The 12,239-nt window shown below is 72.9% G+C and carries 9 protein-coding genes; 6 read left to right on the forward strand and 3 right to left on the reverse strand.

Annotated features, from left to right (window positions below; translation table 11 throughout):
* Nucleotides 1-13 precede the first annotated feature (13 nt).
* Nucleotides 14-1,327 carry an MFS transporter gene (locus ABZ881_RS13830; RefSeq protein WP_358484552.1) on the forward strand — a complete coding sequence of 438 codons (1,314 nt, stop codon included), beginning with the start codon at nucleotides 14-16 and terminating at the stop codon, nucleotides 1,325-1,327.
* Here the strand turns inward: ABZ881_RS13830 and ABZ881_RS13835 are convergent.
* Nucleotides 1,309-3,444: a molybdopterin-dependent oxidoreductase gene (locus ABZ881_RS13835; protein WP_358484553.1), complete on the reverse strand. Its 2,136-nt coding sequence runs from the start codon at nucleotides 3,442-3,444 to the stop codon at nucleotides 1,309-1,311. The two genes, ABZ881_RS13830 and ABZ881_RS13835, sit on opposite strands and share 19 nt — an antisense overlap.
* A gap of 161 nt (nucleotides 3,445-3,605) precedes the next feature.
* Here ABZ881_RS13835 and ABZ881_RS13840 point away from each other — a divergent pair, with 161 nt between their 5' ends.
* A complete protein-coding gene (locus ABZ881_RS13840) occupies nucleotides 3,606-4,556 on the forward strand; it encodes a helix-turn-helix domain-containing protein (protein ID WP_358484554.1) in 951 nt (316 codons plus the stop codon).
* Here the strand turns inward: ABZ881_RS13840 and ABZ881_RS13845 are convergent.
* Nucleotides 4,538-5,785 (reverse strand): DUF418 domain-containing protein, encoded by a 1,248-nt coding sequence (locus ABZ881_RS13845; protein WP_358484555.1) that lies wholly within the window; start codon nucleotides 5,783-5,785, stop codon nucleotides 4,538-4,540. The genes ABZ881_RS13840 and ABZ881_RS13845 overlap by 19 nt on opposite strands.
* Nucleotides 5,786-5,841: 56 nt before the next feature.
* Nucleotides 5,842-6,840, reverse strand: a complete 999-nt coding sequence (locus tag ABZ881_RS13850) for a hypothetical protein (protein ID WP_358484558.1) — start codon at nucleotides 6,838-6,840, stop codon at nucleotides 5,842-5,844.
* 154 nt (nucleotides 6,841-6,994) lie between these two features.
* On the opposite strand from ABZ881_RS13850, the gene ABZ881_RS13855 reads away from it, so the two are divergent.
* From ABZ881_RS13855 to ABZ881_RS13870, 4 genes are all read left to right on the forward strand, one after another.
* Entirely contained in the window at nucleotides 6,995-7,342 is a 348-nt protein-coding gene (locus ABZ881_RS13855; RefSeq protein ID WP_358484560.1) for a PE domain-containing protein, read from the forward strand.
* A gap of 17 nt (nucleotides 7,343-7,359) precedes the next feature.
* Nucleotides 7,360-7,878, forward strand: coding sequence for a DUF3558 family protein (locus ABZ881_RS13860; RefSeq protein WP_358484562.1), 519 nt, complete (start codon nucleotides 7,360-7,362; stop codon nucleotides 7,876-7,878).
* A 159-nt stretch (nucleotides 7,879-8,037) separates the two neighbouring features.
* Nucleotides 8,038-8,436 carry a hypothetical protein gene (locus ABZ881_RS13865; RefSeq protein ID WP_358484565.1) on the forward strand — a complete coding sequence of 133 codons (399 nt, stop codon included), beginning with the start codon at nucleotides 8,038-8,040 and terminating at the stop codon, nucleotides 8,434-8,436.
* Nucleotides 8,433-12,077 carry an AAA domain-containing protein gene (locus tag ABZ881_RS13870; protein ID WP_358484567.1) on the forward strand — a complete coding sequence of 1,215 codons (3,645 nt, stop codon included), beginning with the start codon at nucleotides 8,433-8,435 and terminating at the stop codon, nucleotides 12,075-12,077. The genes ABZ881_RS13865 and ABZ881_RS13870 overlap by 4 nt, the downstream gene beginning before the upstream one ends.
* The last annotated feature ends 162 nt before the right edge of the window (nucleotides 12,078-12,239 follow it).

A 12,239-nucleotide genomic window follows, 5' to 3' on the forward strand; every position in this document is an offset into this window, starting at 1 on the left:
TGAGGATCGGTCGGTGACGACGACCTCCCCGGCCCGCACCGGGCTGCTCGCGGTGGTGCTGGGGCTGCTGTTCGGCCTGGCCGGCATGTCCACCTCCGGCGTGACGGTGGCGCTGCCGCAGCTGGCCGCCGAACTGGACGTGACGACGGCGGCCTCGACCTGGATGGTCACCGGGTACACGGTCGCGCTGGCCGTGGCGACCCCGGTGCACGGGCGCCTCGCCGACACCGTCGGCATCCGCGGCCCGCTCTGCGCCGGCATCGCGCTGCTCGGGCTCGGAGCGCTGACGGCGGCGCTGGCCCCGAACTTCGGGGTGCTCATGGCCGCCCGGGTGGTGCAGGGCCTCGGGGCGGCGTCGGTCCCGGTCCTCGCGGCGGCGCTGCTCAGCGCCCGGCTGCCGGCGGACCGGCGGGGCGGCGCGCTGGGCAGACTGGCCGGCACCTCGGCGCTGCTGTCCGCGCTCGGCCCGCTGATCGGCGGCGCGCTGACCACGGCGGGCGGCTGGCGGGCGGCCGTCGCACTGCCGGCGATCGGCCTGCTCACCGTGCCCTACCTGTGGCGGCGCTCGGCCGTCCGCGGGGACGGGGCGCGGCCGGACCTGGTCGGTGCGGTGATCGTGGCGACCGCGGTGACCGGGCTGGTGCTGCTCGTCCAGTCACCGAGCGCCGGGACGGCCGCCGCGGTGGTCGGCGCGGTGCTGCTCGCCCTCGGCGTCCCGGCGACCGCGGCCTGGGTGCGCCGCCGGCCCGACGGGTTCCTGCCCCGCGCGGTGATCCGGAACCCGGCGGTGGTGCGCAGCGCGGTGTGCGCCGCGGTCGTCCCGGCCGCCTGGTTCGCGCTGCTGCTGGGCATCCCGCTGGAGCTGGCCGAGCGCGGCTGGACGCCGCTGGCCACCGGCCTGGTGCTGGTCCCCGCGGCGTTCGTCGCGCTGGCCTGCCCGGCGCTGTCGGCCGTGCTGCAGTCCCGGATCGGCGCCCGGCGCACGCTCACCGCGGCCTGCGCGACGACGACGGTCGGTCTGCTCGTCGCCGTCGCCGGTGTCACCTGGCACCTGCCGTGGCTGCTGGCGGTGGCGCCGATGCTGGTGACGCTGGCGTTCGGCACCGGCCAGCCCGCGATGATCGCCGCCGTCGGCGACGCCGTGCCCGACGACCGGCGCAGCGGCGCGATCGGGGTCGCGACGCTGTGCTTCCTGACCGGCGCCGGCGTCGGCGCCGCCACGATCGGCGGGTTCGCCCCGGTGGTCGGGCTGCCGGTGGCGCTCGCGCTGCTCGCGGCGGCGTCGCTGCTGATGAGCGCCGTCGCCGGCTACGCGCGTTCCACCTGAACCTTGGTGTCGGAGAAGGTGGGTGCGTGGCCGAGATCGGCGAACCCGGTCGGGTTGATCGCGTTCACCGTCGCCTGCCCCTTGGTCTGGGCGCGCCAGGCGCCCATGTTCGCCATCACCACGCCGCGGGTGACGTCGGCGGTGACGACGGCCCGGACCAGGATCTCGCCGCGGTCGTTGAACACCCGCATCAGGTCGCCGTCGGCCAGCTCGCGGTCGGCGGCGTCGTCCGGGTGCAGCCAGCCGGACGGCTCGCCCTGCGCCCGCTGCTGGGCGGGCAGGTTCGCGAAGCTGGAGTTGATGTAGGCGTGTGACTTCGGCGAGATCAGCGACAGCGGGTGCACGCCGTCGGTGCCGACCGGCGGCACGTAGCGGGGCAGCGGATCGACGACGCCGCCGGGCTGGAACTCGTTCGAGCCCTGCCGGAACAGCGGGAGCACGAAGTCGCCGCCGGCGGCGGCGCCGGACAGGAACTCGTGCCGGCCGGACGGCGTCGGGAACCCACCCTCGGCGTGCGGGGCGTAGGTGTCCGGGCCGGGCAGGTTCAGCCGGGCCCAGCCGGTCTCGGCGAGCGACGCAGGCGTGATGCCCTCGAGTGCCGGCGCCGACCAGTCGTAGGCGGCGGCGATCAGCTCGTCGTCGGTCATCCGGAAGCAGTCGTCGTCGTAGCCCATCGCGGCGGCGAGCCGCCGGAACAGCTCGACGTTGCTGATCGCCTCGCCGACCGGCGGGATGGACGGCCGGTTCAGCCCGATGTAGAAGTGCCCCCAGGAGAACATGATGTCGGTCTGTTCCAGCTGGGTCGTCGCGGGCAGCACGATGTCGGCGTACAGCGCGGTGTCGGTGAGGAACTGCTCGGAGACGACGGTGAACAGGTCGTCGCGGGCCAGCCCGGCGAGCACCTTCTCCTGGTCCGGGCAGACGACGACCGGGTTCGAGTTGTAGACCATCAGCGCCTGCACCGGCGGCCCGTCGATCTCCCCGGCCAGCGCCCGTCCCAGGTGGAACTGGTTGACGATCCGGGTGCCCTCGGGCCGCAGCTCCGGCCGGGACAGCGCGTCCCAGTTCACCGGGAACGCCCACAGCGGCAGCGCGAGCAGCCCGCCGCCGGGCTTGCGCCACGCCCCGACCAGGCCGGGCAGGCAGGAGATCGCCCGGACCGTGGAGCCGCCGCCGGGGTGCCGCTCGATCGCCACCCCGATCCGGATCATCGACGGCTGCCCGGCCGCGTACTCGCGGGCCAGCGTGCGGATGTCGTCGGCCGGGATCCCGGTCTCCGCCTCGGCCCACTCGGGGGTGCAGTCACGGACCCGCTCGGCCAGTTCGTCGACGCCGAGGGTGTGCTGCTCCACGTAGTCCCGGTCGGTCAGCCCCTCGGTGATGATCACGTGGATGAGTGCCATCGCGAGCGCTCCGTCGGTCCCGGGGCGGATCGGGATGTGCCAGTCGGCGCGCGCGGCGGTGCGGTGCTTGACCGGGTCGATCACGACGACCTTCGCGCCGTTGCGCTGCGCCTGCGCCACGAACGGCCACAGGTGCAGGTTGGTGGACACCATGTTGCACGCCCAGATGACGATGTAGCGGGAGTGCACAAGGCTCTCCGGGTCGACGCCCGCGGTGGGGCCGACGCTCATCACGTACGCGGTGGACGCACCGGAGTCGCAGTAGGTGCGCTCACTGACGGTGGCGCCCATCCGGTTGAAGAACGGGTCACCGACGTTGAGCCCGTTCAGCGTGCCCTGGGTGCCCAGGTAGCTGACCGGCATGACGGCCTCGGGGCCGTGCTCGTCGATCACCTGCTTCCAGGTCGACGAGATCGTCCCCAGCGCCTCGTCCCAGGTGATCGGCTCGAACCGGCCGGACCCCTTCGGGCCGGTCCGTCGCAGCGGCGTCGTCACCCGGTCCGGGCTGTACACCCGGTCGACGTAGTTGTTGACCTTCACGCAGAGCCCGCCCCGGGTGAAGGGGTGCTCCTTGTCGCCGCGGACGGCGGTGGCCCGGCCGTTCTCGACGGTCACCGTCATCGCGCAGCCGTCCGGGCAGTCGTGCGGGCAGATGGCGCGGCGGGTGCCGGAGCCGTTCAGGTCGGTCAGCGGCAGCTCGGGGATGGTGGTCATCGCGGGACTCCTCCGGTGGTGGTGACGCCAGCATCGGGTCCGGCGGCAGGGTCCCGTTTCGCGCAGCGTGCCCGTTTGTTGCCACTGGGCGACAGGCATTGACCCGGCGGCGCCCGAGGGGTGGACTCGGGTCCGCGGCCGAGTGATGCGGAGGTGCCCCCGTGGTCCTGTCCCCCGGTGCGGCGCCGGTCGCGTCCCGGACCCGGCGCTGCGACGAGTGGCGCGAGGCGTTGCGGCACGACTTCGTCGCACTCGACGTGGCCCCGGACCGCAGGCGCGGCGGATCGTTCGCCGGTGCCGTGGACAGCGCGACGCTGGCCCACCTGCAGGTCTCCCGGGTGTCGTCGGTGCCGCAGACCTGCCGGCGGACCCCGCAGCTGGCCCACCGGGACGACCGGCGGTTCCTGCAGGTCGGGATGCTGGCCCGGGGGACGGCGGTGCTCGACCAGGACGGCAGACGGGCCGTCCTGCATCCCGGTCAGCTCGCCCTCTACGAGACGGAACGGCCGTTCGCCTGGCAGCTGGGCGGGGACTGGGAGCTGCTGGTCTTCACCTGGCCGCGGGACGCGATCGACCTGACCGGCGGCGAGTCGGCGGCCGCCACCGCGCGGCGCTTCGACACCCGGGCCGGCCTGGGGGCGGTCGTCGCCGGGGTGCTGCGCGGCCTGGTCCGCGATCCGCCGTCGCTCAGCGCCCCCGGCGCGATGCGGGTCGCCGACGAGGTCGGTGGGCTGGTCGGGACGCTGGCCGGTGAGCTGGCCCCGCCCGCCGTCGGTGAGCGGGCGCACGCCGACCTGCGGGTCCGGGTCGAGCGCTACCTCGACGAGCACCTCGCCGATCCCGACCTGGGCCCGGCGTCGATCGCCGCGGCGCACTTCGTCTCCACCCGGCAGCTGCACCGGTTGTTCGCCGGTTCCGGCGAGTCGGTGACCCGGCGGATCCGGCGGGCCCGGCTGGACCGGGCCCGCCGCGATCTCGCCGATCCGCGGCTCGCCGCGACGCCGGTCGGGCAGGTCGCCCGGCGCAACGGCTTCACCGACCTGGCCGGGTTCAGCCGGGCCTTCCGGGCCGCGTACGGGGTGCCGCCGAGCGCCTACCGGCCGCGCCCCTGAGCCGGGGTGCGGTAGACCAGCCTGCGCAGCAGCGCCTCGGCCGGGCCCGGGCTCCCCCGCCGCTCCAGCACGACCGCGTAGGCCAGCGTGACCAGCCAGACCCCGGTCGCGAACAGCGCCGTCGTCGCGCTGCCGAGCACCGCGCCCAGCCCGAGCCCCCAGGCCGCCAGCAGCGGGGCGCACAGCACCGACTGGCCCAGGTAGCAGGTCAGCGACCGCTTCCCGACCGCGCTGATCGCGAAGCCGACCGGCCCGGGCTCGCGCCCGGAGAGCCGGTCCCCGATCAGCCCGAACAGCGCCACGTAGCCGATCCCGCAGGCCACCCCGGTGACCATCTGGGTGGTGGAGAACACCCACATGACCTGGTCCAGACCGCCGAGCACGCCGACGTGCGCCAGCGCGTGCGGGAGCCCGCCGAGCCAGCCGACCGCGATCCCGCCGACCGCGGTGATCCACAGCAGCCGGCGGTGCTCTCCCGGCCGTTCCAGGATCCGGCGCCGCGCCGCCCAGAAGCCGAGCAGGATCGCCACCGGCACCGCGAGCCCCAGCAGCCCCTGCACCAGCACGATGAACGGCCACAGCAGCATCCGCGCCCCCATCGCGGCGAGCACGCTCTCCGACGACGCGGAGGCGGTCACGAAGTCCGGGATCCCGCCGGTGGCCTGCGCCGCCGTCCCGGCGGACAGCGTGGCCAGGGCGCCGAGCACCGACAGCATCGCGAGCAGCAACAGCACGGCGGCACCGATCCCGGCCCACACCAGCAGCGTCCGGTCCGCCCGCCGGACGAACAGCCACACCAGCACCAGCCCGCACAGGCCGTAGGCGCCGAGCACGTCACCGCCCCACAGCAGCAGCGCGTGCACGAACCCGAACACCAGAAGCCACAGGTTGCGCCGCTGCAGCAGCCGGAACGCCTCCCGCTCCGGTACCCCGTTCTCGCCCTGCCGCCGGTAGATCACGGCCAGGCCGTAGCCGAACAGGAACGCGAACATCGGGTACACCCGCATGTCGACGCCCGTGATCAGCACCGCCTGCACGATCCGGTCCGCGACCGAGCCGTCCACCGGATGGAAGCCGGTGAGCGAGTGCGCGCGGCCGTACAGGTAGAACGGCGTGTTCGCGAGCGCGATCAGCAACAGCATGAAGCCCCGTGCCAGGTCCGGCGCCGGTGCCCGCCCGGTCAGCCCGACCGGGCCGGTCAGGCGTGGGCGTCCCCCCTCGACAGTCATGTCTCCCCCCTCGTGAATCCCCCGAACACCAGCAGAGCGGGACGAAACGGGGATCGTCAAGCAGGAAACACCGCCCGCCGGAGCTCGGCGGTGAACCGCAGCCGCAGCTCCGGCCCGGGCGGCGGCCCCGGGGACGCCCGGGTGGTGAGCTCGTCGGCGTACACCCGGAAGCAGCCGTGGATGCCGCGCAGCAACCCCTCGACCAGGAACGGCCCCGGCTCGGCCGGATCCAGCACGGTCCGCAGCATCCGGTGCCCGGTGCCGTCGCCGGTGGCCGCGTCCGGGCAGACGACGAACAGGCCCCGGCCCGCCAGGACCGCCTCCTGCAGCAGGTCCCGGACGAGCTCGGTGTCGTCCACCGGCTCCCCGTGACCGGGTTGCAGGACGTGCCGGGTGACCGGCAGATCCTCGTGTTCGATCGCCTCGGCCAGCGCGACGACGTCGGCGACCGGATGCCCGACGACGGCCGACACCTGCGCGGCCGCGGCGCGCAGCCAGCGCAGCGCGGCGGTCGCCGCCGCGGTCGGTTCGACCTCGCTCAGCAGCCGCCACGCCCCCAGCGGATCCTCGTGCAGGATGCGGTGGGCGAGCGTCAGCTGCTCGGCGGGCACCCCGATCCGGACGTGTGTGACGGCCTGGGCGGAACGCCCGGTGAGGTCGCCCGCGTCGGCGTCGAGGACGGCCTCGATCTCGGCCCGGACCTCGTCGACGACCGCGTCGGCGAAGGCGCGGCCCGGTGCCACGGCCACGACGCGACCCAGGGTGTGCGCGATCCGGTCGCGCTCCTCCGGGATGAGGGCCGGGTCGACGGGCGGGAATTCCGGGAGGCGGACCGCCTCGACCAGCCGGAACGGCTGGATCGTGATCGCCTCGTCCTCGGCGTAGGCCGACCAGAGCAGCTCGGAGAGCCGGGTGAGCAGGCCGGCGGCGCGGCGGGCGTGCACGGCGTCCCAGCTGCGGGGGACGCGGGCGATCCGGGCGGCGACGGTGCCGTCGCCGGTGGGCCAGGTCGCGACGATCACGGACGCGGTCGGGTCGTGGGCGTAGGAGGTCATCACGGACCGTCCCCGTTGGGAGTCATACGGCTTGGACGACTCCGGTGTCCGGGCGGTTCCGGTGGGGTCGCGGTCGGGCACCGGGGGCCGCGGGGCGGGCGGTGTCCGACCCATTCGGCTCCACGGAGGACCGACACTCCCTTACGCTCTGCCGATGCCGACCACTCCGGAGCAGCAGCGCTCGATCAACGGCCTCCTCGCGCAGGTGCACACCGGCAACGTGCTGCAGGTCGCCGCATCGTTGCGGAAGCAGGCCGACGACGTCGAACGTGCGCTCTACGGCGCGCAACAGTCGCTCCGGCTGCAGCCGTGCGGCGCGGATCCCGTCTCGATCGACGCGGCCGCGTCGTTCCAGAAGAAGATCGATCTCATCGTCGCCGCCCACTGGGCTCAGCACGCGGAGCTGAGAGCAGCCGTCGAGGCGCTCCGTCTCTCCGCGATCAGCTACGGCTTCACCGATCAGGATCTTGAGGACTCGTTCCGGAGCCTGGTCGAGCAGTGAAGCCGACCCCGATTGCCATGGCCGCCCTGGTCCTGGTGCTCGTCACCGGGTGCTCGTCCGCTTCCGGCTCGGTCTTCCCGGACCGGCCCTACTCCCTCGACGTCGCGGTGGTCGATCCGTGTTCCGGCCTCACCGACGACCAGCTCGAGGCGATGAACCTGCGCGCGGGCAGCGCGGGAACGAGCCACGGCGGGAGTTCACGCGGGTGTACCTGGCCGGGCGACGACGGCGTCGGGTACTCGTTGCAGACCTTCGACAGCGCCGCATCCGCCGCCCTCGGCGCGGAGCCGACGTCGACCGTCGTCACCGTCGCGGGTTTCGGAGCGGTGCAGAGTTCACCACCCGCCACGGCCACCGGTCTGCCGTTCTGCCAGGTGGTGCTCGACGTGGCCGACGACGCGTCGCTGCGCGCGCAACTCCAGGTCGGTCCGCGCGGCGCGGAGCGCGACCGGCACACCGTGGACGGCACCTGCGCACGGATCCGCGAGGTCGCGGGGCTGATGCTCGACAACCTCCGGCGGCAGCAGGCCGGTTGATCCGCAGCTGCTCCGAAACGACCACAGCGGACTACCCGACGTGGCGATCACACGACTGGGGGTACACCAGGTGAGACCCCCTCGGGTAGCTCTTTGACTCGTGACGACTGCCCTCCGTCCACTACTGCGTGCAGGTAGGAGTTCTCGTTCGTGATGATCATGGTCGGGGCCGGGAACGATCCGTTGCGCACTCGGCGCTTCACACGTGAGCTCCACGGCGTGCTCGCCGGCGACGAGCAACTCAGAGGTCAGGGGGTGACAGCCGAGCTGTACACCGCTTCCCCGGACCGGGAACCGGGGTCGAAAGGCACGGTGGAGAACATCGTCCTCCTGGCCACCGCCGCGGCGACGGCACGTCCCGCGTTCGACGCACTGGTGACTGCGCTGCAGGCCTGGCTGCAGCGCCCTGATCGCCGTGCCACGATCACGATGACCCACGGGGACTGGTCGGTGACCCTGGCCGGTGAGCCAACCGAGCAGCAGCTCCGGGCGATCCGCGAGTTCCGGCCCGACCCGAACGCCGACGATCCCGACTCGAACGGTGCCCGGCAGCAGTGACCCGCCGAGCGCTGCTCATCGCAACCGCCACCTACGAGGACAGGGAGATCGCCGACCTGCCGTCGGCACGGCGGGACATCGAGGAACTCGGCTCGGTCCTGGAAGATCCCGCGGTCGGACGTTACGTCGTCGAACCGCACGTCGATCTCGGCGCCGAGGCGATGCGAGCCGTCATCCGCGACTTCTGCGGCCGGTGTGAGGAGGAAGATGTCGCGCTGATCGTCGTCACCGGTCACGGCGTCCTCAGCGACACGGACGACCTGGTGCTGGTGGCCACCGACACCCGGCGTTCCGACGTCGGATCCGGGGTGCGCGCGGAGTTCATCAACGAGCGGCTGGACGACTGCATCGCGGACAACCGGATCCTGCTCCTCGACGCGTGTCACGCGGGGGCGTTCACCCTCGGGTTCCGATCGAGCGGGACCAAGTCACTCACCCCGGAATCGGCCCCGCAGGCCGCCCGTCGGCTGCGCATCCAGGATCGGGGGGTGCACATCCTGATGTCCTCGGACGCGACCGAGCTGTCGTTCGAGCGTCAGGTGGACCATGGAGGAGCGGCCCTGTCCGTGTTCATCGGATCCGTGGTCGACGTACTCCGAGAAGGGGCCGCCGGTTCGTCGACCAGGGACTTCGTATCGGTCGAGGACCTGTTCCAGGCCGTGACCTCGAGGCTCGCCGCGCTCGATCCGCCGCAGACCCCCGTGCACTCCGCACTGAGATCAGCGGGGCAGATCGCGCTGGCCTACCTGCCGGACGGTGTCGCCCGGGATCGAGACCCCGAGCAAGATCCTGGTAGCGCCGCCGAGTCGGCCGAGCTGTCGGGCGAGCCGTCGGTACCCGAGGTACTGCGGTACTTCGGCACGGTCGTCGCTGACGAAGCGCGGATGGGGATGCTGCCTGCCGACGGCGACAGCCACGTTCTGGTGCACGGAATGGAGCGCGCGCTGACCGGCCGTGGGACCGGCTTCACCGAGCCCGACCTGTTCCCGGTGCCGGACGAGGCGGTGGACCTCGTCGAGCGGGCGGTGTCCGGCGACGGTGGAACGCTCTGGGCGGGCTGGCCGTGTGTGGTGCGCTGGACACGGTCCGGCGCCGAGGTCGCCCCGCTGTTCATCCGTCGGGTCGAGCTGCGTGTACCCGGTGCGCTCCGCCCCGTCGGCGAGGCGATCCTGCACCCCGGGCTCGTCGCCGGGTTCGCCGAGGAGGATGCCGCGCAGCTCCAGTCCGCATTCCGGCCACGGTGGCGGCGCGGCGAGGCACGGAGGATGGCCGAACAGGCCGGAGCGATCCTCTACCACGAGCTCGGGCTGCCGATCACCCACCAGCTCGACGCCGACGCCCTCGCCACCGATCTCGGGCTGACCTCTCCCGGGGACGGCACACGCAACGCTGCCGTCCTCTTCGTCGACGGCGCACAGCACGCGATCACGGCCGGCCTGCGCAAGGATCTCTCCGAATTGTCCCGGAACACACAGGTCTCGGCGATGGATTCGCTGTTCTCACCGGATGCGGATGCCGAACCCCAACGCCGGCCGGTCCGGATCGTGACTCCGTTACCCACGAACCCGGCGCAACGCCGGGTACTGGACTCCGCGATGACCCGGCGACTCACCGTCGCCACCGGCCCACCCGGGACGGGGAAGAGCCAGCTGGTCGCGAACGCCGTGGCCACCGCCATCTGCGCGGGTCAGAGCGTGCTGGTCGCCTCGACCAACAACGAGGCCGTCAACGAGGTCCACCGGCGCTGCGCCGACATCGAGCCCGGCATGCTGATCCGGACCGGGAACAAGACCCACCGCAAGACCGAGCCCGGGCAGATCACCCCGCTGCTCGCGGTCGACGACCGGCAGGACCGGACGGTGGAGACCCTCCGGATCGAGCTCGACCACGCCGCGCAGGAACTCGCGCAGGTGGAGACGACGATCGGCGTGGTCGCCGCGCGGGAGCAGGCCCTCGTCGACGCCGCTGCGAGGATCGAGGAGCTCGAGACCGGGTTCCGATGCTCTGCCGCAGATCTCACCGCGCGGCTGGGCCCGGGATGGGGCGCTCGGTCGCACCGGCTCGCCACCGCCTGGTTCCTCGGCAGGTTCCGGCGCCGGCGCTGGCTCGACCGGGCCGGAGTGCCCGAGCGCGACGAGTCGAGACAGCGGTGCATCGATCTGTCTCGGCTCGCCGACGCGCAGGACACCTGGGAACGGCTGCTCGACGAGGCCGAGCGGGCACCGTCCGATCATTACCTCCGCAGCACCCTGGAGCACACCCGCGCAGACCACCGCGACAGGTCGGTCGCACTCGTCCGCCGCACCGTTCGGGACCGCGTCGCAGCCGGCCGGCATCACGTCGAACGCGTCGCCCGCGGCGATGCATCGTGGGCAGAACGCGCGTCCGCGCTTCCCTTCCTCGGCGGCTGGGCGGCCACCTCGTTGACGGCCCGGGTGTTCGGTCCCACCACCCGGTTCGACCTGGTGATCATCGACGAGGCGAGCCAGTGTGCGGTCGCAGCAGTTCTCCCACTGCTGTACCGGGCACGGCGGGCGCTCGTCATCGGCGATCCGATGCAGCTGCCGCACATCTGCAAGCTGGCCGCGGCCACGGACCGTCGGTTACGCGCCGCCCACGGTGTTCCGTCACGGTGGCTGGTCGAACACAGGATGTCACCTCGGAGACATTCCGCCTTCGACGCCGCGGCGCACGCAGCAGGAGAAACTCTGCTGCTGGACGAGCACTACCGGTGTGCTCCGGCGATCGCCGACCTGTCCAACCGCCTCTTCTACAGCGGCCGGCTCACCGTCCTGACCGACGTGCACGCACCGGGCCGGCTTCCCGCCTCCACCGTGCCGATCAGGTGGCTCGACGTGCGCGGCCGCCCCGGCCGTGGCTCGAACGGCAGCTCCTGGCGGAACCTCGAGGAAGCCAGAGCCGCCGCCGCGGTGGCCCGAGAGCTCCAGGAACGACGTCCGCGAGGTACCTCGATCGGAGTCGTGACCCCCTACCGGGCCCAGGCTGAACTGATCCACCGCGAGCTGGGTGACCGTGCTGCACCGGCGACGGCCGGAGCGGACGATCCGCGGATCCGGGTGGGGAGTGCGCACATCTTCCAGGGAGGCGAACGGGACGTCATCGTGTACTCGCTGGTCGCCGCGGACGACGGAGGCAACCCACGACGTTTCGACTGGGCCGCTCGACAACGCCGCCTCTGGAACGTCGCCATCACCCGGGCCCGTTCGGAGCTGGTCGTGGTCGGCGACCTGGAGCACTGGCAGGCGCGCGGTGGGGTGGGCGCCGACCTGGCATCCGCGAGCGAATCGCACGCCGGCGTCGGCATCGTGCCGACGGAGGACTGGCAGCGACGACTGCACAGGTCACTGATCACAAAACATGCCGACGTCGAGTTGGGAGTGCCGCGCTACGGATACCGGGCGGACGCCGTGGTCACGACCCGGGACGGACGGGACAGGGCGGTCCTGCTGGACACCGGGGCGGGAGTCCGACCCCATCCGGGCGAGCATCTGCAGATGATGCTCCGGCGCACGGAGCTCGTCGGAGCGGACCGGCTGCCGGCGTGGCGGATCCTTTCCGGCGACGGTCCCGGAAACCGCCGCCCCCGAACATGTGCGGGACACCCGTCGACCACCAGGTGAGCGGTGATATCAGTCGAACCCTGCTCGATCCGGCTGCCCACGTCCCTGCAGCAGTCCCGACAGCTTCGTGTCCCTCGCGTTCTCGACCTCGCGGCCCACACCGCGCACGGCGCGCGGTGCACCGGCTCGCCGACCTGCCGGACCGTCCAGCGGTGAGGGGGC

It is taken from the genome of Pseudonocardia sp. NPDC046786, from assembly GCF_040645415.1.
GTDB lineage: Bacteria > Actinomycetota > Actinomycetes > Mycobacteriales > Pseudonocardiaceae > Pseudonocardia > Pseudonocardia kongjuensis.

Coding starts and splice junctions, on each gene's coding strand:
- ABZ881_RS13835 (WP_358484553.1), bottom strand. CDS start 3,444: ATGACCACCATCCCCGAGCTGCCGCTGACCGACCTGAACGGCTCCGGC.
- ABZ881_RS13845 (WP_358484555.1), bottom strand. CDS start 5,785: ATGACTGTCGAGGGGGGACGCCCACGCCTGACCGGCCCGGTCGGGCTG.
- ABZ881_RS13850 (WP_358484558.1), bottom strand. CDS start 6,840: ATGACCTCCTACGCCCACGACCCGACCGCGTCCGTGATCGTCGCGACC.
- ABZ881_RS13855 (WP_358484560.1), top strand. CDS start 6,995: ATGCCGACCACTCCGGAGCAGCAGCGCTCGATCAACGGCCTCCTCGCG.
- ABZ881_RS13860 (WP_358484562.1), top strand. CDS start 7,360: ATGGCCGCCCTGGTCCTGGTGCTCGTCACCGGGTGCTCGTCCGCTTCC.
- ABZ881_RS13865 (WP_358484565.1), top strand. CDS start 8,038: ATGGTCGGGGCCGGGAACGATCCGTTGCGCACTCGGCGCTTCACACGT.